At 65.3% G+C, this 25054-nt stretch carries 16 protein-coding genes; 11 read left to right on the forward strand and 5 right to left on the reverse strand.

Annotated features, from left to right (window positions below; genetic code table 11):
• Positions 1-65: 65 nt before the first annotated feature.
• From AC07U1_RS20655 to AC07U1_RS20700, 10 genes are all read left to right on the forward strand, one after another.
• Positions 66-1235 carry a P1 family peptidase gene (locus AC07U1_RS20655; protein WP_495177685.1) on the forward strand — a complete coding sequence of 390 codons (1170 nt, stop codon included), beginning with the start codon at positions 66-68 and terminating at the stop codon, positions 1233-1235.
• Positions 1232-2368, forward strand: a complete 1137-nt coding sequence (locus AC07U1_RS20660) for an NAD(P)/FAD-dependent oxidoreductase (RefSeq protein WP_495177684.1) — start codon at positions 1232-1234, stop codon at positions 2366-2368. Before AC07U1_RS20655 ends, AC07U1_RS20660 begins: the two co-directional genes overlap by 4 nt.
• 53 nt (positions 2369-2421) lie before the next feature.
• On the forward strand, positions 2422-3405 hold the full coding sequence (locus AC07U1_RS20665; protein ID WP_495177683.1) for an isoaspartyl peptidase/L-asparaginase family protein: 984 nt from the start codon (positions 2422-2424) through the stop codon (positions 3403-3405).
• 509 nt (positions 3406-3914) lie between these two features.
• Positions 3915-6827 (forward strand): TonB-dependent receptor plug domain-containing protein, encoded by a 2913-nt coding sequence (locus AC07U1_RS20670; RefSeq protein ID WP_495178458.1) that lies wholly within the window; start codon positions 3915-3917, stop codon positions 6825-6827.
• The gene (locus AC07U1_RS20675; RefSeq protein WP_495177682.1) at positions 6827-7768 is read left to right on the forward strand and encodes an alpha/beta hydrolase family protein; all 942 of its coding nucleotides are present in this window, start codon (positions 6827-6829) and stop codon (positions 7766-7768) included. Before AC07U1_RS20670 ends, AC07U1_RS20675 begins: the two co-directional genes overlap by 1 nt.
• Before the next feature lie 161 nt (positions 7769-7929).
• Positions 7930-9234: a dicarboxylate/amino acid:cation symporter gene (locus tag AC07U1_RS20680; protein ID WP_495177681.1), complete on the forward strand. Its 1305-nt coding sequence runs from the start codon at positions 7930-7932 to the stop codon at positions 9232-9234.
• A gap of 33 nt (positions 9235-9267) precedes the next feature.
• Entirely contained in the window at positions 9268-10545 is a 1278-nt protein-coding gene (locus AC07U1_RS20685) for a M20/M25/M40 family metallo-hydrolase (RefSeq protein WP_492739520.1), read from the forward strand.
• Positions 10545-11975 (forward strand): CapA family protein, encoded by a 1431-nt coding sequence (locus tag AC07U1_RS20690; protein ID WP_495177680.1) that lies wholly within the window; start codon positions 10545-10547, stop codon positions 11973-11975. The genes AC07U1_RS20685 and AC07U1_RS20690 overlap by 1 nt, the downstream gene beginning before the upstream one ends.
• A gap of 34 nt (positions 11976-12009) precedes the next feature.
• Complete coding sequence (locus AC07U1_RS20695) at positions 12010-13140, forward strand: alanine racemase (RefSeq protein WP_495177679.1); 1131 nt, start codon at positions 12010-12012, stop codon at positions 13138-13140.
• 9 nt (positions 13141-13149) lie between these two features.
• Positions 13150-14148: a threonine ammonia-lyase gene (locus AC07U1_RS20700; RefSeq protein ID WP_495177678.1), complete on the forward strand. Its 999-nt coding sequence runs from the start codon at positions 13150-13152 to the stop codon at positions 14146-14148.
• A 198-nt stretch (positions 14149-14346) separates the two neighbouring features.
• On the opposite strand, the gene AC07U1_RS20705 is transcribed toward AC07U1_RS20700, so the two are convergent.
• From AC07U1_RS20705 to AC07U1_RS20725, 5 genes are read right to left on the reverse strand one after another with little or no spacing between them, the layout of a single operon-like run.
• Positions 14347-15780, reverse strand: a complete 1434-nt coding sequence (locus AC07U1_RS20705) for an aldehyde dehydrogenase family protein (protein WP_495177677.1) — start codon at positions 15778-15780, stop codon at positions 14347-14349.
• A gap of 12 nt (positions 15781-15792) precedes the next feature.
• A complete protein-coding gene (locus AC07U1_RS20710) occupies positions 15793-16905 on the reverse strand; it encodes an NAD(P)-dependent alcohol dehydrogenase (protein WP_495197790.1) in 1113 nt (370 codons plus the stop codon).
• 12 nt (positions 16906-16917) lie between these two features.
• A complete protein-coding gene (locus AC07U1_RS20715; RefSeq protein ID WP_495177675.1) occupies positions 16918-17802 on the reverse strand; it encodes a helix-turn-helix domain-containing protein in 885 nt (294 codons plus the stop codon).
• The gene (locus tag AC07U1_RS20720; RefSeq protein ID WP_187139792.1) at positions 17799-19010 is read right to left on the reverse strand and encodes a cytochrome P450; all 1212 of its coding nucleotides are present in this window, start codon (positions 19008-19010) and stop codon (positions 17799-17801) included. The genes AC07U1_RS20715 and AC07U1_RS20720 overlap by 4 nt, the downstream gene beginning before the upstream one ends.
• A 2-nt stretch (positions 19011-19012) precedes the next feature.
• Complete coding sequence (locus tag AC07U1_RS20725) at positions 19013-21232, reverse strand: TonB-dependent receptor (RefSeq protein WP_495177674.1); 2220 nt, start codon at positions 21230-21232, stop codon at positions 19013-19015.
• A gap of 360 nt (positions 21233-21592) precedes the next feature.
• Between AC07U1_RS20725 and AC07U1_RS20730 the strand changes: the two genes are divergently transcribed.
• Entirely contained in the window at positions 21593-25045 is a 3453-nt protein-coding gene (locus AC07U1_RS20730) for an autotransporter domain-containing protein (RefSeq protein ID WP_495177673.1), read from the forward strand.
• Positions 25046-25054: the final 9 nt, after the last annotated feature.

Consider the following 25054-nt stretch of genomic DNA (forward strand, 5'->3'; position numbering starts at 1 on the left):
GCTTGAGGCGAGGGCGGCGTGGGACGCTGGCCGCCTTGCTGGCCGGTGCCGGGATTGCGATAGGCATGGGAGGAATCGGATCGTCCTCGGCGCAGGTCGTCGACCAGCCGCGCGTCCACGCTCGCGACATTGGTATCGCGCCGGGAATATTTGCGCCCGGTCCTCTCAATTCCATCACCGACGTCGATGGCGTGCGAGTTGGCCAGGTGACACGTATCGAGGGCGCCGACGTCAGGACCGGCGTCACCGCGATCTTGCCGCACGGCGGCAATATTTTCCAGGACAAGGTGCCGGCGGGTATCGTCGTCGCCAATGGCTTCGGCAAATTTGCGGGCGCGACGCAGATCGCCGAGCTGGGCGAGATCGAGACGCCGATCGTCCTGACCAACACCTTGAGCGTCGCGCCGGCGATCGATGGCATTCTCGACTGGACCCTGACGCGGCCCGGCAACGAACATGTCCGGTCGGTCAATGCGGTGGTGGGCGAAACCAACGACAGTGTCCTCAATAACATCCGCAAGCGGGTGATCGGCCGGTCTGACGTGATCGCGGCCATCGAGGCCGCAACCGGCGGCCCGGTTGCGGAAGGCAGCGTGGGCGCCGGCACTGGCACCATGGCCTTTGGCTGGAAAGGCGGTATCGGCACGAGTTCGCGCATACTCCCGCCGGCGCTGGGCGGCTATCGCGTCGGCGTGCTGGTGCAAACCAATTATGGCGGGACGCTGACGATGGACGGCGTTCCCGTCGGCAAAGCGCTGGGGCGCTATTATCTGCGTGAGCATAGCGAGCGGGCGTCGGCTGACGGGTCGATCATTCTGGTCGTGGCGACCGATGCGCCGCTCAGCGATCGGAATCTGACCCGGCTCGCTCATCGCGCGATCGCGGGTCTGGCGCGGACCGGGGCAGCCTTTTCAAACGGGTCCGGCGACTATGCCATCGCTTTCTCGACCGCCGATGGGGTTCGCCGGACGGCCGCACGGCGTGCCGGTGTCGCGGCCTATCCCGAACTGGCCAATGACGAGATGTCGCCGCTGTTCGTGGCGGTGTCGGAAGCGGCCGAGGAAGCAATCTATAATTCGCTGCTGATGGCCGCGACCATCGACCGGCAGGCGACGGCCGAAGCCGGAGCGGCGAGGGGAGAGGCGCTCGACATCGCGGCGGTCAGGCAGGCGATCGCACGCTATCGACCGGCGGCGACACGGCGCCCGGCGCCGGCGAAGGGAAATGTCCGTTGAGGCGGGTCGACATATTGGTGATCGGCGGCGGGATTGCCGGCGTGTCGGCGGCGGCGCGATTCGCGCAGCGGTCGGAAACCATCTTGCTCGAACGCGAAAGCGCGCTTGGCTATCATTCGTCGGGGCGCAGCGCGACCTTCTATCATTTCGGCATCGGCGATGACGCGGTGCGCGGGCTGACGGCGGCCAGCCGCCACTTTTTCGCCAATCCGCCGGGTGGAGAGGAACTGCCGCCGCTGTGGCAGACGAAATCGGCCATGTTCTTCGCAACGTCCGAAACGATGGACCAGCTGACGGCGCTCGAAACCGAAATGCGACGCTTTTCTGACAATATCTCGCAAGTGGGACCGGCTGAGATGCAGGCGATTGTCCCCGTGCTGAAGGTCGGGACGGGCGGCGCGGTTGCCGGACTGGTCGATACGGGTGGTCGCAAGCTGGACGCGGATCTGCTCCTCCAGGCCAATGCGCGCGCGCTGCGGGCGGCAGGCGGCGAGATACATTTCCACGCCGGGGTTACGGGTATCGCGCACGACGGGGCCGATTGGATCGTCGATACGGTGGAGGAGAGTTACGCAGCCCGGATCGTCGTCAACGCAGCGGGCGCCTGGGCGGATGAATTCGCGGCGATGGCCGGCGTCCGCCCGCTCGGATTGATCCCGCTCCGGCGGACTATCATCGGCTTTGATCCGCCACAGGGTTTCGATGTGTCGGACTGGCCGTTTCTCAAGACGGTCTTCGACGATGGCTTCTACATGTTGCCCGATGCCGGCCGGCTCCTGGCTTCTCCCATGGATGTCACGCCATCGCCGGCGTGCGATGCCCAGCCGGAAGACTATGAAACGGCGCTTGCCGCGTGGCGCGTCGAAGAGGCGACGACATTGTCGGTGGACCGGATCGCGCTAAAATGGGCCGGTTTGCGAAGCTTCGTGGCGGACAAGGTACCCACCGCCGGGTTCGCGCCCGACGCGCCGGGATTCTTCTGGCTCGCCGGGCAGGGCGGTTACGGGCTGCAGACATCGCCCGCGATGGCGCTCGCCGCCGAAGCCCTGTTGTTCGACCTTCGCTGGCCCGAACTGCTTCGCGAACATGGCGTCGAGCCGCGCCAGATCCGGCCCGAACGCTTGTACGTCTGATGCCCAAGGCCGGGCGATGGTTTTTGGGACGATCCTATCGGGAGTAATCTTGCATGCGTTTCCTGACCCTGATCGGCGCGCTCTGCGTCGCGACAACGCCCTCCGCCTATGCGCAGGACAAATGGACGATCGTCATCCATGGCGGGGCCGGGGAGATGGCCCGGGGCAAGACGTCGCCGGAGCAGGATCAGGCGCTTCGTGCCGGTCTGAATGCGGCGCTCGATGCGGGGGCCGGTGTTCTGGCTGCCGACGGCAGCGCGCTTGACGCCGTCGAAGCGGCCATCAAGGTGCTGGAGGATGATCCGCGCTTCAATGCGGGGCGGGGCGCCGTCTTTACCTGGGAAGGGCGCAACGAACTCGACGCCGCGATCATGGACGGGCGCACCCGCGCGGCGGGTGCGGTGGCGGGTATCACGCGCACGCGCAATCCCATCAGCCTCGCCCGGGCGGTCATGGAAAAAAGCCCGCACGTCTTCCTTGGCGGTGAAGGAGCCGACCGTTTCTCGATCGAGCAGGGATTGCCGCAAGTCGATCCTTCCTGGTTCGCCACCCCCGAACGTCGCAAGCAGCTCGAACGGATGACGGCCGACAAATTGAGCTGGTACGACGTCGACCTGAAATTCGGAACCGTCGGCGCCGTCGCGATCGATGCCGCCGGCAATGTCGCGGCGGCGACGTCGACGGGCGGACGAACCGGAAAGCGCTGGGGACGCATCGGCGACGCTCCGGTGATCGGCGCTGGAACCTATGCCGACAATCGCGCTTGCGCGGTCTCCGCAACGGGGGCGGGCGAATATTTCATCCGCGTCGGCGCGGCGCACGAGATTTGCGCGCGTGTCCGCATGAAAGGCGAGACGCCAAAACAAGCCGCGGATGCCGTCATGGCCGAGATCGGGCAATTGGGCGGCTCCGGCGGGGTGATCGTCACCGGACCCGGCGGCGCGGCGGACTGGTCGTTCAACACGCCCGGCATGTCGCGCGGCAGCGCCAGCAGTACGGGCGAACGCAAGGTGGCCCTCTACGGCGACGAGGACTGAACGCTTCTAGGCCGGACAGTCGCCTGGAAGCCTGCGACATCGAACGATATAGCCGGCATTGCGCCAGGATATTTGCTGGCGGCGGAGCGTGATATGCTCCTGCCGACGGACGGCGTCGGCGACCTATTACCTATTCCCTTCAGGCATATGCCGAAACGGTCAAGCGGCTGCCGATCATCTGTGCATGGCAACGAGCATTGCCGACATTCCGCCAAATCGAGATGGAAATCCTGGGTCGCTGCCGGCGTCTGGCTCAAAATCCATAGAAAATTTCTATAGGTAGGGGAAGCCTTGATATTGGCCTTGTTTCCCTTCGCCGGTTCAACTGTCCTCCTCGGTCGGGCTGGTCTGCCTGATCGACCGAGGCTGCTTTATGCTGCGACGGCTGTCGGTCGGCGGATGCCCGCCGGACCCGCTGATACGCACCAAAAGCCGGAAGGAGAAGCGACGAGCGGCTTTGCGCCCCGGTCTTCTTCTTCCTGTTCAAGGAGGAACGCCACTTGTTGGTCGTGAAAAAAAAGGGGGTCGAGATGGTGAGTTTCAGGAAATCTTTTGCGGTCGCGTTGCTGACGATGGTGTCGAGCACCGCGATGGCGCAGGATCTGACGTCGGGCACAGAGGCCGAAGGCGAGGCCGTGGCCGACGGTGAAAGCATCGTCGTCACCGGCACGCGCATCAAGCAGGATGGTTTTTCGGCGACGGTGCCGATCAATATTTTGGGTGCGGAAGAACTGGAAGCATCGGGCAAGACCGACCTTGGGCAGATCCTTGCCGAAATGCCGGGCGTCAACCTCGTCGACACCACCGTCGGGCAGCCGAACGGGACCATCCAGAACGCCGGCACCAGCACGGTCGCGTTGCGCGGCCTGTCGAGTTCGCGCACGCTGACCTTGATCAACGGCCGGCGCACGGTCGCCAATGCCGCGAACCGCAGCGTGGTCAGCCTGAACACTATTCCCGTCGATTTCGTCGAGCGCGTCGATGTCATCACCGGCGCCGCATCGGCGGTCTATGGATCGGACGCGATCGCGGGCGTCGTCAACGTCATCACTGAATCCAAGCTCGAAGGCCTGCGTCTGCGCGGTCGCATCGGGTCTGCACTGACCGGCGGCGGCGGGGCTGAGGAGGCGATGGTCGCTGCCACTTTCGGCGCCAAATTCGCAGACGGCCGTGGCTATTTCGCGATCAGCGGCAGCTGGGACGACGATGGCGGCCTGCTCGCGCGCGACCGCCTTGCCCGCGCGACCAAGAACTGGACTTTCGCTTCGGGCACCAACACGATCAGCGACCCCGCGCTGAGCACCGATACGCCGGGCGGACGCTTTCGCGGCGGCGCCTTTTTCTATGACGACGCCGGCACGCTGCGCACGGGATTTTTGACCAATCGCGACGGCTATAACGATCGCTTCGATGACACGCTGCGCCTGCCGCGCACCGTGATGGCGCTGGCCGGCAAAGCGAGTTTCGAAGTGTCGGAGGCGTTTGTCCCCTATGTCGAGGTGCAATTCTCCGATCTCGACACCTTCTACACCCGCGCGCCCTATGGCTATCGCGATTCGAGCACGGTCTTCCTTCGCGACGAGATCGGCGTTCCGCTTCCGGGCCTGCCTACCTTCGCGATCGGGCGCATCTCGCGCGACAATCCCTTCGTTCCGACCGAAATCCGCGCCGGGGCTCCGGCCAGCGGAATCGATTGGCGGCGGCGCTTCGACGAACTGGGCAATCGCGACACGATCAGCGATCGCGACACGCTGCGCGTCTGGGGCGGCGTCCGCGGCAAGCTAGGCGGCGACTGGACCTATGACGCAACCTATTCCTATGGCACCTTCGATCAGGTCCAGACGCGACTGAACAACATCAACCTGCAGAACCTGAAATATGCGCTCGATGCCGAGCGTCTGGCGAGCGGCGTGATCCAGTGTCGCGATGCCACCGCGCGCGCTGCCGGCTGCGTTCCGATCAACATCTTCGGCGTCGGGACGATCACGCCGGAGGCGGCGAATTACATCCGCCATGATTCGACATTCTACACCAAGCTGCGTCAGGACGTGTTCCAGGCCTTTGCCACCGGTTCGATCTTCGAGCTTCCGGCGGGCAAGGTGCAGCTTGCGCTCGGCGGTGAATATCGCCGTGAAAAGGGCACGTCGGGCAGCGATGCGCAGACGCTTGCGGTCATCTCGAACGTCGCGGCGGTTCCGAGCTTCAGCGGCAGCTTCAACGTCAAGGAAGCCTTTGCCGAACTTTCGGTCCCGCTGCTCAGCGGCAAGCCGTTCTTCGAGGAACTGAAGGTCGATTTCGCGGGCCGCGTGTCCGACTATAGCCAGAAGAACGTCGGCACGGTGTACAGCTATCATGCCGGCGCCGACTGGATGCCCGTGGAAGGGCTGCGTTTCCGTACCCAATATGGCACGGCGCAACGCGCCCCCAGCCTTCCCGAACTTTACTCGCCGCCGCGCGACGACACCGACACGGTGGTCGACATCTGTTCGGGCATCACGGCAACAACCGCCGGCACGGTTGCCGGCAATTGCCGCCTGAACCCGGGTATCGCGGCAACGATCGCCTCGAACGGCGTGTTCACCCAGTCCTCCACCTCGATCCAGTCGCCCAATATGGGCAGCCTGGCTCTGCGTGAGGAAAAAGGCACGACCTTCACGCTGGGCACGGTGATCTCGCCGCGCGCGCTGCCGGGGCTCAACCTGTCGGTCGATTATTACAACATCAAGGTGACCAACGCGATCTCGGCGCTGGATAACGAGATTTTGCTGCGTCAGTGCTATTCGGACGCGACGAATTTCGCCGGCAACGAGTTCTGCCAGTCGGTGATCCGCGGGGCCGACGGCCAGATCCTGCAGATCAACCAGGTGCCGCAGAACCTCGATCGCATCTCGACCTCGGGCATCGATACGTCGTTCGCCTATCGGCTGCCGCTGGAAGGGGTCGGTGTCGCCGGCGACCTGCGTTTCGATTTCAACTGGACGCATGTGATCAAGAAGGAAACCCAGTATCAGGGGATCAACGGCACCGAAATTTCCAATACCAGGGGGCAGATTTCCTCGCCGACCGACGTTGTCCGCGCCCGGATCGGGTACACGAACAAGCTGTGGAACATCGACTGGCGCGTGCGTTACATCGGGCCGATGGTGTCGTCGAACGATCGTGTGGCGGCGGCCGAAGCGGCCGGGTTCGCCAATCCGCTGTACCTCTATTATGGCGCTTATTGGCGGCACGACATCGGGGCGAGCATCCGGCCCGAATTCGGTGGTGGCAAGTGGCGCCTGTCGGTGGGCATCACCAACCTGTTCGACAAGACCGGGCCGAATGTGCCCGAAGGTGCGACGCCCTTTGACGACAATGGCTATATCCTCGACTATGGTGTTGTCGGACGCTCGGGCTTCGCGTCGATCGAGGTGAAGTTCTGATGCGCCGGCGGAAGGCGTCGGCGCGGGCCGTCGGTCTGGCGATGCTGGTCCTGGCCGTGGCGGGAGGGACCATCGGCTCCACCGCCCTGGCCCGGGCGGCGGCCCCCGCCAAGGCGGCGAAGGACAAGGCGCCGGCCTTGCCGGACCTCAAACCCGGTGCGGGGAGCTTCCTTTTTTCCGGCTGGGCCGGAAAGCCGCTCCGCGTCCATTATTACATGCCCGACAAGGTGACCGAGACCACGCGCATCCTGTTCGTCATCCATGGTGCCGGGCGGAATGCCGATGGTTACCGCGACGCGTGGATCCCCTACGCCAACGAGGGGCAGTATATCGTCCTGACTCCCGAATATTCGAAGGAGGATTTTCCGACTTCGCTGACCTATAATGTCGGGCACATCGTCGACGAGGCCGGCAATCCGCGGCCGCGCGAACAATGGTCGTTCGCGTCGATCGAACCGATGTTCGATGCTGTTCGCCAGGCGACGGGCACCAAGGTGCCCCGATATGCGATCTATGGCCACTCGGCAGGGGGGCAGTTCGTGCATCGTTTCGTCGAACTGTGGCCCGACGCCCGCTACAGCCGGGCGGTCGCCGCTAACGCCGGCTGGTACACGATGCCCGATCTGGCGATCCAATATCCCTATGGTCTGAAGGGTGCACCCACCGACGCCGCCGGATTGAAAGCGACACTGGAAAAACCGCTGACGATCCTGCTTGGCACAGCGGACACCGACCCCAATCATCACCAGCTTTCGCGGACGCCTGAAGCGATGACGCAGGGCGTCCACCGGCTGGCGCGCGGCGAATTCTTCCATGCCTATGGCCGCAAGGTGACGCATGAACTGGGCGCCAAATTCGCATGGAAGCTCGATTACGCGCCGAACATTGCACATAGCAATACGGGCATGAGCCAATACGCGCAGAAGCTGGTCTGGGAATAACCCGACCAACAGGGTGGTCGAGTACAGGTGGTCGTGGCGTCCCTATTGCGGGCCGGTCGCGTCCGGCCGCCTGCTGCCCGCACAATGCGGTTGCGTCCGAACCTTGCGCCGCCCCGCATCCGGTAAAGCGGTAAACTTCACTCCCGTCATGGAGAATCGACGTGGCAAAGCGCCTGACGCTTTACATCTTTATCGGCCTCGCGCTCGGGTTGCTGGTCGGCTGGGCGATCAACGCCGCAATGGCGGACGGCACCGCGGCGACGCGGGAGCGGCTTGCGACGATCGCCGGCCATTTCTCTGTCGTCAGCACGTTGTTCCTGCGGTTGATCAAGATGATCATCGCACCGCTGGTGTTCGCCACTCTGGTGTCGGGGATCATCCATATGGCCGATACCTCGGCGCTCGGGCGGATCGGGGGGCGGGCGCTGGCCTGGTTCATCGGCGCGAGTTTCATTTCGCTCCTGCTCGGCCTGGTGCTTGTCAACATCTTCAAGCCGGGCGTCGGCCTCGAACTCGATTTGCCTACCGCGACCGGATCGACCAGCCTCGCCACCGCTGATTTCAGCATCGCCAAATTCGTCACCCATCTGGTGCCGACATCGATGTTCGACGCGATGGCGAACAACGAGATATTGCAGATCGTCGTCCTGTCGCTGTTCGTCGGCGTCGGTATTACCAGCCTTGGCAGCGGCGGCCAACGGCTTGCGGGGCTGGTCGAGGAAATGGTCGCGGTGATGCTCAAGATCACCGAATATGTCATGCGCGTCGCTCCGATCGCCGTCTTCGCGGCGGTTGCCGCCGCGGTGATCGAGCGCAGCGTCGGCATCGTCGTGACCTTCGGTTACCTCATTGGTGTCTTCTATCTGGGGCTGGCCCTCCTGTGGGTTGTCCTTCTTTCCGCCGCATGGATATTGCTGCGCGCAAACCCGATCGTGCTGCTGCGCAACATTCGTGAGCCAATTCTGCTCGCCTTTTCGACCGCTTCGTCGGAAGCCGCCTTTCCGCGCACGCTCGAAGCCCTCGACAGGGGCGGCGTGCCGCGGCGGATTTCCAGCTTCGTGTTGCCACTCGGCTATTCGTTCAATCTCGACGGGTCGATGATGTACATGGCCTTTGCGATCATGTTCATCGCCCAGGCCTATGGCGTCGAGATGGATTTGTGGCAGCAGTTCACGGTGCTGCTGGTCCTGATGGTGACATCAAAGGGTGTGGCGGGTGTGCCGCGCGCCAGTCTGGTCGTCGTGGCGGCGACATTGTCGTTCGTGAACCTGCCCGAAGCCGGATTGTTGCTCATCCTCGCGATCGATCATTTTCTCGACATGGGCCGCACCGCGACCAATGTCGTCGGCAACGCGGTGGCCTGCACCGCGGTCGCGCGCTGGGAGGGCGTCCTCGGCGTTGAAGAGGAACCCGAACCGGCCGCATTGGCGCTTGAAATCGAGACCACCCCGGTCTCCAAAGTCTGAATGGCTTTTCCCCAATTCGCGAAAGGAATTTTTATGCGTAACATGGTGTTGCTGACCCTGGGCGCGGCCCTGATGGCAGCCTCCCCCGCGCAGGCCGCCCCCAAGGCGAAGCCCGAGGCCGTGCTGAAGACCAAGGGGTATGAATCAGCGATCAAGATCCTCGACCGCGACCATGACCGGATGATCGAAGAGATCATCAAGCTTACGGAAATTCCGGCGCCGCCGTTCAAGGAGGCCGCGCGCGCCGCCGCCTATGCCGAAATGCTGAAGGACGCGGGACTCCAGGACGTCGAGATCGACGAAGAGGGCAATGCGATGGGCGTCTATCGCGGCACCGGTCCCGCCGGCGGCCCGGCGGTGATGATCGCCGCGCATCTCGACACCGTCTTTCCCGAGGGCACGCCGATCAAGGTTCGCCGCGACGGGACGCGCCTCTATGCCCCCGGCATCGGCGACGACACGCGCAGCCTGGCCGTGCTGCTCGCCTATGCGCGCGCGATGAAGGAGGCGGGCATCAAGGTGAAGCAGGACATCGTCTTCGTCGGCAATGTCGGCGAGGAAGGGCCGGGCGACCTGCGCGGCGTCCGCTACCTGCTGACCAAGGGCAAGTATAAGGACCGGGTGAAGGCCTTCTTCTCGATGGACGGGACCGATGCGTCGCGGATCGTCAACGGCGGTGTCGGATCGCGGCGCTATCGCATCACCTACAAGGGGCCGGGCGGGCACAGCTATGGCGCGTTCGGACTGGTCAACCCGATGGCGGCGATGAGCCAGACGGTGGTCGACTTCTACAAGATCCCCGTTCCGGCCAAGCCCAAGACCACCTATGCCGCCAGCGTCACCGGCGGCGGCACCTCGGTCAATTCGATCCCGAACGAAGTGTTCATGGAATTCGATATGCGGTCGGAAAACCCCGCCGAACTCGCCAAGCTCGAACAGGCGTTCCTCGCCGTCGTCAAGAACAGCGTCGACGGCGAGAATGCAGCTCGGTCGGTCAAGGAAGGACCGGTTACCGCCGACGTCAAGCTGATCGGCGACCGTCCGGCGGGCGAGACCGCCGCGACGCAGCAGATCGTCCGCAATGCGGATGCGATCATCCGCGCCAAGGGGCTGGAACCGCGACCCTCCTTCTCCTCGACCGACTCGAACATTCCGATGAGCCTCGGCATCCCGGCGGTGACGATCGGGTCGGGCGGACAGGGCGGCCGTGCGCACTCGCTCGATGAATGGATCGACGTCGAAAAGACCAAGAGCCTGCACGGCGCCACCGTCGGTCTCGGCATCCTGCTCGCCACCGCAGGCGTCCAATAATGGGCACCCGGCCGCGCTACCTCCGCGCCTCGCGGATCGCCGGGACGGTCGCGGCCGGGTTCGCTCTCGCTCTCGCGCTGACGCTGTCGGCGCAGGAAAAGCTCGAAACGGCGCCGGTGCCGACGGTGCCTATCGCCGACGGCTTCACCATCGCGGGTGCGGGAGACCTCATCTACCTGCGCCCGATGCTGCCGACGATCGAAGCGCGGAGCCCCGATCTGCTGCGCCTGCTGCGCGGTGCCGACGTCACCTTCGGTAATTTCGAGACGAGCGTCATCGACCTGACCGATACCAGGGCGGTGCCGCAGGCGGAATCGGGCGGCACCTGGATGCACGCCGATCCCGGCGTTCCCGCCGATGTGCGCGCCATGGGCTTCAACATCGTCAGCCATGCCAACAATCATGCCACCGACTGGGGCGTCGAGGGGATGGACGAGACGGGGCGCCATCTGACCGCGGCGAAGCTGGTATGGGGCGGAACCGGCAAGACGATGGCGGCAGCGCGCGCACCGCGCTACCTCGACACTGCCAAGGGCCGTGTCGCCATCGTCTCGGCCACTTCGACCTTCACACCGATGTCGGTCGCCGCCAATCCGGTCGGCAGCGTTCCCGGCAGACCCGGGGTCAACAGCCTGCGCACGCGCCGCTCGACGGTCGTGTCGGCCGGCGAACTGGAGATGCTGGCGGGCCTCGCCGCGCGCTCCGAACTGCGCGGTGACGGGCGCAAGGACGACGGCGTCATGCTGATGGGCAACCACTACAAGGCCGGGCCGGTGTGTGAGGGAAAGCTGGCCTTCAGCTATCGCGTCAACCAGCGCGACGTCGACGAGAATCTTCTGTCGGTCCGGCAGGCGAAACAGAACGGCAATTTCGTCATCTTCTCGGTCCACAACCACGAACCGTCGAACGCCTCGCAGGAACCGGCGGATTTCGCGATCCAGCTTGCGCATGATGTGATCGACGCGGGCGCCGACGTCTATATGGGCCACGGCCCGCATCAGCTTCGCGGCATCGAAATCTACAAGGGGCGGCCGATCTTCTATTCGCTCGGCAATTTTGCGATGATGAACAATTCGCTCGACGAAATTCCCGACGACATGTTCCAGCAATATGGCGTCGCGCCCGGCGCGGCGACGGTTCCCGAATTGTTGCAAGCCCGCAACACGCGATCTTTCTCTGACCCCAATCTGTATGAATCGGTGATCGCGACCAGCCGCTACGTCGGCGGGCAGGTCGTCGAAATCAGGCTTTACCCGATCGATCTGGGCGTCGACGTGCGCGGCGCGGGCAAGGGCGTTCCTGCAATGGCATCGCCCGCGCGGGCACAGGCGATCCTCGAGCGGCTGCAGCGGCTGTCGGCGCCGTTCGGAACGACGATCAGCATCGAAAAAAATGTCGGAATCATCCGGCCGGGCGAGGGGCGCCGATAGCCATCGACGGCGACACATTCAGGTGCAGGATATCATGAAACTTCAGGACTTGCAGACACCCTGTCTCCTTCTCGACGAAGCGAAGCTGCGGCGCAATGTTGCCGGGATGCAGGACCATCTCGCGCGGCTGGGGGTGGCCTTCCGTCCGCATCTGAAGACCGCCAAATCGCGCGACGTTGCTCGGGTCGCGATGACGTCATCGACGGGACCCGCGATGGTCTCGACGCTGCGTGAGGCCGAATATTTCGCCGAAGTCGGCGTGACGGACATGATCTATGGCGTCGGGATCGTGCCGGCCAAGCTTGGGCGTGTCGCGGCGATCCGCGGCAGGGGAGTGGATCTGGCGGTCATTCTGGACAGCATCGACCAGGCGGAGGCTGTCGTCCGCCATGCGCGCGCCAGCGGAGACCGAATTCCCGCACTGATCGAGATCGACGGCGACGGCCACCGATCGGGCGTTGCGCCCGGCGATGGCGCGACGCTCGTCGAAATCGGGCGCGCGCTGGCGGATGGCGCCGAATTGCGCGGCGTCCTCATCCATGCGGGCGGCAGCTATGCGCTCGATGACCCCGATGCGCTCGCGGCCGCGGCCGAAGCCGAGCGCTTCGCTGCGGTTTCCGCCGCCGATATCTTGCGCGCTGTCGGCCTGCCTTGCCCGGTGGTCAGTGTCGGCTCGACGCCGACCGCGCGTTTCGCCCGCGATCTCGCTGGCGTGACCGAAGTGCGGGCCGGCGTGTTCATGTTCGGCGATCTTTATCAGGCCGGCGTCGGCTCGGTCGGCATCGACGACATCGCTTTGTCGGTGCTCTGCAGTGTGATCGGACATCAACCTGCGAAGGGCCGGATTCTCGTCGATGCTGGTTGGATGGCGATGTCGCGCGACCGCGGGACGTCAGGCCAGGCTATCGACCAAGGCTATGGTCTGGTATGCGACTTCGCCGGGCGCGTCTTTGACGACCTGATCATGGTCGAGGCCAATCAGGAGCATGGCGTCATCGCCCTGCGTCCGGGATCGACGGCCGTATTGCCCGACCTTCCGGTCGGTGCGCAGCTCCGAATCCTGCCGAACCATGCATGCGCGACCGGGGCGCAATATGATCGCTATCATGTGCTGGACGGCGACGGTCAGGTGACCGCGATCTGGCCCCGGATCAACGGCTGGTAGGAACAGGACATGACCGACCGCCAGCTTGCCATTTCCGCCGCAGATGTCCGAGCGGCGGCTCTGCTGATCGCGGGCAAGGCGGTGCGCACGCCCTTGCTGGAATTTCCGTCGCTGAACGAGCGCGCGGGGCGCCGCGTCCTCGTGAAGTTCGAGGGCGCGCAATATACCGGTTCGTTCAAGTTTCGCGGGGCCTATAATCGTCTGGCGCGTTTGACCGGGGAAGAACGAGCGGCCGGCGTTGTCGCCTGGTCTTCGGGCAACCATGCCCAGGGCGTGGCTGCGGCCGCCCGGCTTCTGGGAATAGGGGCCTCGATCGTGATGCCGTCGGATGCTCCGGCCATCAAGGTCAGGAACACCAGAGCCTTCGGCGCCGAGATCATCTTCTATGACCGTGCCACCGAATCTCGGGAGGATATCGCCACCGCGCTCTCGGACGAACGTGGGGCCGTTCTGGTGCCGTCTTACGACGATCCGTTCGTCATGGCGGGGCAGGGCACGATCGGCCTCGAACTGGTCGAGCAGTCGCGGCAGGCCGGAGCGGAACTGTCACAGGTGCTCGTCGCCTGTGGTGGCGGCGGGCTGGTGGCAGGGATCGCCACGGCCATGAAGGACGCGCTGCCCGATCTCCAGATATTCAGTGTCGAGCCTTGCGCCTTCGACGACACGGCACGATCGCTCGACAGCGGGCGCCGCGAAACGGTGGCGACGGGAGCTGCATCGATCTGCGACGCATTGCTCGCTCCGACGCCGGGCCGCCTGACATTCCCGGTCAATCGCCGCCTGCTTTCTGGCGGGCTCAGCGTGAGCGATGACGAGGTGAAGGCGACGATGCGCTACGGCTTCGAGGAATTGAAGCTCGTCATGGAACCAGGCGGGGCGGTTGCGCTTGCGGCACTGCTGCACGGCCGCGCGCCGATGTCCGACTTGCCGGTTGCGGTCGTTGTGTCGGGATCCAATGTCGATCCCGCGCTTTATGCCCATATCCTGGATGAGGGGGCCGGGGCATGAACTCCATGGCGCCCCCCCGTGGATGCAGCTTGTCTTGGTAAGCAGCGGCGGGAGATCTGCGAAATTCTATTTCGGGTGCAGGAAGTCGCAATCATGAGGCTGCGGCCAAGACTGCCCAAACGGGCTGTTGCGAACGAAGGTGTCTGCTGACGCGAGCATGGGATACTCCGTGCGCTGCTTCGACGCCTTGATTCGTGCTTATGCCGGAACGCTGCGGGATTTTCGCCGGACGATCGTCTGGGCGTTGGTATATTCCAGCAGACCCTCCAGCCCGCCCTCGACGCCGACCCCCGACTGTTTCATACCGCCGAACGCTGCGGTCGGCGACAGATGCTGGGTCTCATTGACCCACACGGTACCGCTGGCGATGCGCTGGGCGATAGCGAACGCCTTGTCCTCGTCATGGCCCCACACCGATCCGCCGAGGCCGTAATCACTCGCATTGGCGCGCGCGACGACATCATCATAATCGTCGAATTTGATCAGCGGCAGCACCGGGCCGAACTGCTCTTCCTGGACGATCCGGCTGTCCTCCGGGGGGTTGTCGAGGATGGTAACCGGGATGAAATAGCCGGGCACCTCGGCCGCCTCGCCGCCAACGAGGAACTTGTAGCCTTTATCCTTCGCGTCCGCGATCAGGTCGAGCACGCGGCGGTATTGCGGTTCGTTGTTGATCGGGCCGATCTGGGTGCCCTGTTCGGACCCGTCGCCGACCTTCACCGTCTTCGCATAGGCGACGAGCGCGTCGCGGAGCTGTTCGTAGATATCCTTGTGCACATACATGCGCTTGGTCGCGATGCAGATCTGGCCATTGTTACGGAACGCCGCCCAGAACAACTCCTCGGCGACCTTTTCGACGTCGATGTCGGGCATGACGATCGCGGCGTCGTTTCCGCCGAGTTCGAGCGTCACGCGCTTGAGCGTCGGCGCCGCCGATTCCATCACGCGGCGCCCGGTCGCGGTCGAGCCGGTGAAGCTGATCTTGTCGAAGCCCGGATGGCTCGTCATCCACGGGCCGAGCGCGTCGCCGCCGGTGACGATGTTGAGCACGCCGGGGGGCAGGATGTCCTTGACCAGTTCGCCGAATTTCAGCGTCGCGAGCGGGGTGAAGGGCGAGGGCTTGAGGACCATCACATTGCCCGCGAGCAAGGCCGGCCCGACCTTGAACATCGCGAGGATCATCGGGAAATTCCACGGCGCGATCGCGCCGACGACACCGAGCGGGACATGGCGCGTCTCGCTGTAGCGCTCGTCGCTGTCTTCGTTGACCGTCACCGGTAGGTCGAGCGACGCCGCGCCCATCAGCCAGTAGCCCGCGCCCATGATCTCGCCCTCCGCCTCACTGTGCGGCTTGCCCTGTTCGGCGGTGAGCAGGCGCTTGAAGGCGTCGATGTTTGCGAGCACCGCCTGTCCCATCGCGTTGAGCGCTGCCTTGCGTTCGGCGATCGGCGTCGCGGCCCAGCCGGGGAACGCAGCGCGCGCGGCGTCGATGGCGCGGTTGAGGTCGCCGGCGCTCGCGTCGGGCACATTGCCGATCACCTGTTCGGTTGCGGGGTTGATGACGTCGAAGCGGGCGCCGCCGGCTTCGAGCTTGCCACCGATCAGCATCGCATAGTCACGGTCGAAATCCATATCGGGTCTCCTTCAGGGAATCAGCACGACCTTGATGCACTCGCCGCGCGCTTGCGCCGCGAGCGCCCCGTTGATCTCGGCCAGCGGGAAGGTCTTGATCAGTCGGTCGAAGGGAAAGCGCCCCGCTGCATGATGCGCGATCAGCTCGGGGATGAAGGTCTGCGGGTCGCTGTCGCCCTCGATGATCCCGATGATGCGGTGGCCGGGGGTCATCAGCGCGGCGATATTGACGCTGATCGCCGCGTCGGCCTTCGACGGCACACCGACGAGGCCGATCGCGCCATGGCTGCCGAGCGCGGCGAGGCCGGCCTCGATGACGGGAACGACGCCGCTGGTGTCGAAGGCGAAGTCGAGCCCGGCGGGGACGATAGCGCGCAAGGCTTCGGCAAGGTCGCCCGCTTCGGTCGGGTCGATGACATGCGTCGCGCCCAGATCCGTTGCGATGTCGCGCCGTGCCGCGATCGGCTCGACGAGGATGATCGTAGAACAGCCCTGGATCACCGCCCCCATCACCGCGGCAAGGCCGACCGGGCCGCCGCCGAAGATGGCGATGCTCGATCCCGCGGGGCAGGCGAGCGAGTTCATCACCCCGCCGGCGCCGGTCTGGAAACCGCAGCCGAGCGGCCCGAGCAGTTCGAGTGCGACCTTCGACGTATCGACCTTCACGACGTTGCGCGCGCGGGTGACGGTAAGCGCCGAGAAGGACGACTGGCCGAAGAAGTGTGAGGTCACACGCTCGTCGTCTTTGGAATAAGCGGTCGATCCGTCGTCGAGGCGCATGCCGGCATAGTTCAAAGGCACGAAGCTCTGGCAATAGCTCGGCAGATGTTCGTCGCAGCGCGGACAGGCGCCGCAGCTTGAAAAGCCGACGACAACCTCGTCGCCGACGGCAAGTCCCTCGAGGCCTTCGCCGACAGCCTCGATCACGCCCGCGCCTTCATGGCCGAGGACGCCGGGCAGTGCGAAGGGCGCGAACTGGTCGCGGAAGATAAGGTCGGTGTGACACAGGCCGACGCCGGCAATGCGGACGCGCACCTCGCCCGCGCGGGGCGCTTCGACCTCGATGGCCTCGATCGAGAAGGGGCCGCCGGGTTCGCGCACCACGGCCGCTTGCGCCTGTGTCATCATCATCTCCGTCTAGTCGAGTCGCCGCGCTTCCTGCTGGCGATAGTCGCTGGGCGCCATGCCGAACCAGGCGCGAAAGGCGCGGCTGAAATGGCTCTGGCTGGTGAACCCGGTCGCCTCCGACAGGGCGGCGAGGCTGAGGTCGGTCTGGACGAGCATCTGTTGCGCACGATCGAGCCGTGCCTTCATCACATATTGGTGCGGCGAGATGCCCGTCGCCTTCTTGAACAACCGGCAGAAGTGCGACGGCGTGACCCCGGCGACGGCCGCCATCGCCTCAAGGCTATGCTCCTCGGCCGGGTTTGCGAGCACCGCGTTCATGATCTTGTGGAGCCGATAGGCCGAGAAATCGGACACCGGAATCTCGGTCGGGTTGCCGTGTGCGGGCGGGCCCGAGAGGATGTGCGCCTTGAGCGCATTCACCATCGCCGCGACATAGGCGGTGCGCTCGTCCGCCTGCGGTGCATAAAGTTCGGAAAGGATCTGGCGCGTCAGCGCGACCCCGAGCGGGTCGGCGAAGGCAAAGCGCAGCTTGTTGAACTGGTCGGCATAGGGTTGCCCGGCGAGGACATCGGACGACATCGAAAGCGTCACGACGTCAAGTTCGCCGTCGACCAGCCAGCCGGTCGGCATGCCCGCTGGAACGATCGTCGCGCAGCCGGGGATCGAACTAGAGGTGGTCCAGCCGTCGCGATCCCAGGTCTTGACCTGCGGCTTGCCCGCTACATGCACGGTAAAGATCGGCTGGGGCAACGCGGGCAGCGTGTAGCTGCCGACAAACTGGCGCCAGCGACAGAGCGACCAGCCATCGCCGATCGACCCCATCTCGACGTCGGGCGCGCGGCCGAGAACGTCGCAGATGATGCCCTTATTGTCCCAGACGCTCTCGTGTTTCACGCTGTCAGCCTGACCTCAAGCCGCTTGAAGCCGTTGATGAAGTTCGATCGCACCCGGCTCGGCTCTCCGATGATCTCTATCCGCCGAACATGGCGCGCCATCGTGGCAAAGGCGAGTCGCAATTGCATCTCGGCCAGCCGCGAGCCGACACAGACGTGCGTGCCCGCGCCGAACGCGAGATGCTGGCGGATCGGGCGTGTGATGTCGAAGGCGTCTGGATCGGCGAAGATCGACGGATCGCGATTGCCGCTGGGGTAGAAGACGACGACCTTTTCGCCCTTGCGGATCGCCTGCCCGCCAAGCTCGGTATCGCGCGTCGCGGTGCGGCGCATGTGGATGACCGGACTCGCGTAGCGGACCATTTCCTTGACCGCATTCGGCAGCAACGCGGGGTCGGCGCGGATCGCATCCCACTGATCGGGGTTGTTGGCAAAAGCGATCAGGCTGTGGTTGATCGAATTGCGCGTCGTTTCGTTGCCGCCGACGAGCGCGAGGATCAGGTTGCCGACGAAGTCGCCGAGCGGGACGGGTTCGCCGTGGATTTCGGTATTTGCGAGCAGCGATGCGATGTCGGGGCCGGGGTTGGCGCGGCGTTCGTCGAACAAGGCGGTGGCGAACCCGATAAACTCGCCCATCACCGCCTGCATGGCTTCGGGCGACTGGCGGAAATCGGGGTCGTCCTCGCCGACGAAGGCGTCGGTCCAGCGGTGGAGGTCGTGCCAGGTCTCGGCGGGCACCCCGAGCAACTCGGCGAGCGTGAGCAGCGGCAGCGGCACGGTGAGGAGCGGCAATATGTCGATGGCCTCACCCAGCGGTACCTCGGCGAACAATCGCTCGACCCGTTCGGCGATCCGCGCCTCGATCCCTTCGAGCCGCCCCGGCGACAGCGCGGGCATCACGAACTTGCGATACTGCGTGTGCGTCGGCGGGTCGCGCGAGATGAAGGGGATGCCGATCGCGGATTCCCCGGCGCCGGTCAGCCCGACCTCATTCTCGTTGAAGATGCGGTGCCCGCCATTCTCGTGCGCTGAAGAAAAGAGATCGGCTTGCCGCGACACTGTGACGATATCGTCGAACCCCAGCACCGCCCAGAACCCAGCACCGTCGCTTTCAGGGTTCCAGTGGACCGAGCCCGCTTCGCGCAACGCCGCGAGCTCGGCATAGGGCATGCCGCCGACGTAAAGATCGGGGTCCTTGAGATCGGTCATCGTCAGAAGCTGTAGCGGAGGCTGACGCCGTAAGTGCGCGGCGCGCTCGGCACGAGGAAGTTATACGGGAAGCCCGCGCCGCGCAGGTCGAGGCCATAGCCATAGGTCTTGCGCTCGAAGATGTTGTTCGCAAACGCGCGGATCGTTAGCGCGTCGTTGCTCCAGCTGAGCGACGCATTGACCTTGGCATTGGCACCTTGCTCGAGTTCGCTGTTCACCTGCGACGTGCCGGGTGCGTTGATCTCATTGAAGGGCGAGAAATATTGGCGGCTCGAATAGGCGATATTCGGCGCGAAGGTGATCGTGCCGCCCGCGACCTCCACGACGTCCCATTCGACGCCGAGCTGCGCGGTGAGCTTGGGCGCGAAGGGCAACTCATTGCCCGACAGATCCGCACCCTGCAGCGTCAGTTCCTTATATTTCGAGTGCAGCCAGCCGAGCGACGCATCGACGCGGAAGCCATCGACCGGACGCAGCGTCGTTTCGACCTCGAAGCCATAGACCTCCGACGACGGCGCGTTGACGAGGAAGGAGACCGGGCCGGCGCGCGTGTCCTGCAACTGCTGGTTCGAATAATCATAATAGAAGGCCGAGGCGGCGTAGGTCAGCAGGCGGCCGCCAGCGCGGCCCTTGATCCCGATTTCATAGGCGTTGACGCGCTCGGGCTCGATATAGCCGATCCCCGCCGACGAGGTGTAGCCGCCGCCATTGACCGCACCCGCGCGATAGCCGCGGTTATAGCTCGCATAGACCAGCGGTCCGTCGTCGAAGCTGTAGCTGAGCGCGATACGTCCGGTCAGCGCATTGTTCGTGTCGGCGAGCGCGAAGCGCGCATCGGGATCATAGGCGCAAGTGCCCGCGACGCCGGCACAGGGGACGGTCGTCGCGATCGGGGTCTGCGGATCATCGACCCCGCCGACGAACAGGTAAGCGAAGGCGTCGTCGTAGCGCGACTTGTCCTTGGTATAGCGCGCGCCGACCGTCAGTACGAGGCGGTCGGCGAGGTCGATGTCGGCCTGGCCGAACACCGCATAGCTTTTGCGGACCTGCCGGTAATGCTGGAAGAAGCCGCCCGCCGGGGGCAACGGCAGGTTGAATGTGTTGTCGGTGATATTGCGGTCCCAGCCGTAGAAGAGACCGCCGACGAAATTGATCCCGTCGCCTTCATAGTTGGCGCGCAGTTCTTGGCTGAACTGGCGGTAACGCGAGCGCCAGTTGATATCGAGGATGTCGAGCGGCGATCCGTCGGCCGCTTGCTGCAGATCCTGCTTGCCGCCGTCGTAGCTGGTAATCGAGGTCAGGCTTAGCGTGTCGCTGAGTTCGAGTGCGATATTCGCCGAGAAGCCCCAGGCGTCGGTGTTGTTGTCGCCGATGCGGTTCTCGTTGGTCTGGAAGAAGCCGAGCCCGGTGCGGAAGGGCTGAAGCCCATGTACGGCGGCCTGCGTGCCGCGGTCGCGGCCGGCATAGGCGCGCAGCACGATGTCCAGCGTCTCGGTGGGTTTGACGCGAAGCGATGCGCGACCCTGCAGCGTGTCGACCGAGGCGGCATCGCGCCCGCCGGGGAAGACATTACGGATCTGCCCGTCGCCCTTGGCGTAGTTCACCGCGAGCCGCAGTCCGGCGACATCCTCGGCCAGCGTCGCCTCGGCGGCGCCCTGTGCGGTGAAGGTGTCGAAATTGGCGTAGCCGACCTGCAGATAGCCGTTGGTGCCCGAGAGGTCGGGCTTTTTGGTGATGAAGTTGATCGCGCCGCCGGTGGTATTGCGCCCGAACAGCGTCCCCTGCGGCCCGCGCAGCACCTCGATGCGGTCGAGGTCGAACAGGCCCATGCCGTGGCTGGTGCGCGGCGCCAGATAGACGTCGTCCAGATAGACGCCGACGGGCGAGGCCTGGTTGCTGTTATATTCGTTCGCGACCCCGATCCCGCGCAGCGAGAAGTTCGGCTGCGTATTGCCATAGGGGCTGTTGATCTGGAGATTGGGAACCGCGCTGCCGAGCTGCGCCGAATTGGTGATGCCGCGGTCGGCCAGCGTGTCGCCGCCGAGCGCGGTGACCGCGAGCGGCACGTCGAGCAACGATTGCTCGCGGCGCTGCGCGGTGACGACGATATCGCCGTCGCTCGCCGTCTCTTCGGAGGGCGGCGCGTCCTGCGCCATTGCGAATGTCGATGTCGAAACCGCGAGCGCCGCCATCAAAGTGCGCGTCAGTGCGATGCGTGCCATTGTCCTTACTCCCTTGTGCATCGGGGCTATTGTGAGCCTCCATTGCGATCAGGATTAGGCGACCGGGCCGGCCTTGGCTTTAGCGCGGCTTGCAACCGGTTTTGACATTTCTTGCGCTGGGCGGCGGCGCGCTTGCCGGGTTCTGGCGCGATCGCCGGTCGGCGACGGCGGCGTCGCAACAAGTCTCCGCGCGTTGCAACAAGTTGCAACTTGGCCCTCGGCGCCGCGACGCGGCAGAGGATTTCCCGATCGGACGGGATTTTCACATGAAGCCCAAGACCGGTCAGTCCTGACTTTCAGCCTTGGGGTTTCCGTCCGATGACCATCACCAATTTCTCCACCGCTCGCAGGCGCACCCAGATGCGCGCCGCGCTCCTGTCCGCCACCGCGGGCTTCGCGGCGTTGAACGCGTCGCCCGCATGGGCCGAATGCGTTGTCCAGCCGGGCGGCACCGCGGTCTGTTCGGGTGAGAATACCAACGAGCAGGGCGTCGGAAACGGCGGGACGATCACCGTGACCACCGCGCCCGGTTTCGAGATCGACAGCCCCGGAAACGGCCTCGTCATTTCCGGTCCGGGATCGCTCACTTATGACGATGCCAATGCCTCGACCATCATCGGCCGCGGACGCGACGGGATTGCGGTCGGCAATGGCGGCGGCGCCTCGCGCATCGAAATCCGTACCGCCGGCGACGTGACAGGCGGCGGACGCGCGGGGATCATCACCAACAACGCGGGCACCGGCGGCGTGCTGGTCGAGGCGACGGGCACGGTGACGGGTGCGACCACCGGCATCACCGTCGTCGCGCTGCCCGGCAGCAATGGCGACATCGACGTCCTCTCGAACAATGCCGCAGGCGGCAACTCGGGCATCGGGGTCGAGAACCGGGGCGGCAGCGGCGCGATCCGCATCACCTCGACGGGCACGGCGAGCGCGACCGGCAGCGAGGGCTTCGCGATCGTCGGCTTTCACAGCGTGCAGGGCGCGGGCAGCGACGTCGTCATCGAGGCAAACAATGTCGGCGGTGTCGGCGGCGGTATCAACGTCAACAATTTCGGCACCGGCTCGACGAGCATCACGGTCAACGGCACGCTCGACGTGACCGGTCGGCAGGGTATCACGCTCGGCAATAGCGCTTCGGCGAAGGACATCGTTGTCACCACGCGCGGCGCCGTGACTTCGGGCGCGACCGCCATCGCGATCAGCAATCAGGGGAGCGGACGTACCATCGTGACCGCTGAGGGCCAGTTGCTCAGCAACAATGTCCGACCGCAAGATGCCGAGGTCAGCGGCAACGGCATGAACATCACCACCGGCGGCAGCGCCGGCGACGTGATCGCAAATGTGGCGGGAGTAGAGGGTCGCGCGGGCATATTGATCCGCAACGGCGGGATCGGCTCGACGTCGCTGACCGCAACCGGGCTGGTACGCGGGCGCGAGGGACGCGGCGTGGAAATCGCCGCCGCGGCGTCGGCGGGCGACATTATGGTCCAGCTTGCCGCGGTCGAGGGGGCGACCGACGGCATCTTCATCAACCCGCCGGGCGATGGCGACGTCGACCTGACGGTGACCGGGCCGGTGGTTGCCGGGCGCGACGGGGTGCGCATCGAACGGCCGACGGGAACCACCGGCGACACGCGCGTCGTGGTGGGTGATGTCACCGGCGCGCAAAGCGGCGTCGTCTTGCTGACGCAGGGGACCGGTACAACCAGCCTCGTATCGACCGGCACGCTGACCGGCGCCGCTGGCGACGGTCTGTTCGTCAGCGGCTCGGGGCCGATCCTGCTCGACGTCAACAATGCCTCGGGCGACGAATTCGGCGTGTCGATCCTGACGGGTGGCACGGGCGGCGGCGGTGACGGCGGCGGCGGGAGTGTGGGCCTGGTGCGCGCCGCCGACAGCCGTATCGCCGCGATCAACGCGGACGCGAGCGACGGCACGACGCTGATCACCCGCGGCACGGTCGAGGGCGGCATTGCCGCGATCGATGCGGTCACCGAAAGCGGGCTGGCGTTCAGTCTGACCAACGATGGGACGATCCGCAACCGCTCTGGCGCTTCAAGTGACCTTGCGATCCAGGCAGCGGGCGGTCCGGTCGATATTCTCAACAACGGAATTTTGCTCGGCACGATCCGGATCGACGCCGGGATCGTCGCGCCTGAACCCGAACCCGAGCCGGAACCCGAGGATCCCGGTGAGCAAACCCGTGCCCGTTCGGCGCGCGGCGCCTTCATCATCGCCGAAGTGCCCGATATCGAGGCGAGCCATCGCTTCACCAACGCCGGCAGCTGGAACAGCATCGGCGGGGTCAATGTCTTTGGCGGCGTCAACGATGTGCTGGTCAATGTCGCCGGCGGGCGCCTGATCGGCGGCACCGCGGCGTCGGTCGCCGAGACGACCACCTATTCGGGTCTCGAAACGCTGACCAACCAGGGCATCATCACCATGGTCGATGGCGGCATCGGCGATGTCGTCCGGACCAGCGGCGACGCGAGCTTCGCGGCGGGATCTCTGCTCGCGGTCGATGCCGGCGGTAGCGGATCGGACCGCTTTATCGCGGACGGCGCCACGACCATCGCGGCGGGCGCGCGGCTTCAGGTCAGCAACCCGCAGGCGGCGGTGCTCGGCACGCGATACACGGTGCTTGAATCGGCGGGCGGGGTGACCGGCAGCTTCACCTTCGCTGACCAGTTGCTCTCGAACTTCCTTGGCTATCGCCAGGGCCGCACCGCGACGACGATCTTTGTCGAACTCGCCAAGCTGCGCGCTTTCGCGGCGGCGGGTATCACGCCGAACCAGATTGCGGTCGGCACCGCGCTCGACGGGCAGGCGGCGACCGATCCGCTGGCCGCGGCGACGCTGTTGCTGCCCAGCGATGCGGCGGCGCAGGCGGCGTTCGACGGCCTGTCCGGCGAAATCCACCCGAGCGTCCGCACCGCGATGATCGAGGAAAGCCGCCTGCCGCGCAACGCGGTGCTCGAACGGCTCGACGGCCGGAACGGCGGGGCCGTGTGGGGGCAGATGTTCGGCAATTGGGGCGACAGCGACGGCGCCAACGGCACCGCCGACCTCGACCGCGAAACGATCGGCGGCGTGCTTGGCGCGGATTTCGCGGTCAGTGACAGCGCGATGATCGGTGTAGCGGGATCCTATCTCGAAACCGACGTCGATGCCCGTGCGCGCAGCAGCAGCGCCAAGCTCAAGAGCTGGCACGTGCTGGGCTATGCCGGTGTGCAGTTCGGCGGCGCGGCGCTCAAGGTCGGCGGCGGTTATGCCTCGGCCAGCATCGACACCGACCGCGCCGTGGCCTTCCCCGGCATCGGCCAGCGCGTTGTCGCCGGTTATGATGGCTCGGTCGTCCACGGCTTTGCCGACCTCGGCTATCGCCTGCCGCTCGGCGGCGGCCATGTCGAACCCTTTGCCCAGATCGTCGCGGTTCGCGCCGATACCGATGCTTTCGCCGAAACCGGCGGAAGCGCGGCGGTTGCGGGCGCCAAGAGTGACGAGAACGCGACCCTCTCGACGCTTGGCGCCCGCTTCTCGACCGGTTCGTCGGGGGCCTTCTCGGTCGGCGGCACGATAGGATGGCAGCATGGGTTCGGCGACCTGACCCCGGCGACCGCGATGCGTTTCGCGACCGGACCCGGCTTCACGGTCATCGGCACGCCGCGCTCGCGCAATGCTGGCGTCGCGACGATCGACGCGCGGCTTCGCCTGAGTGAGGGGGCGCTGATCACCGTCAGCTATGACGGTGTGATCGGGTCGGCAGGGCAGGATCACAGCATCAAGGCTGGGCTGCGGATCGCCTTCTGACTCCGGCCC

The sequence above is a fragment of the Sphingopyxis sp. GW821-FHT02C12 genome (genome assembly GCF_059421785.1).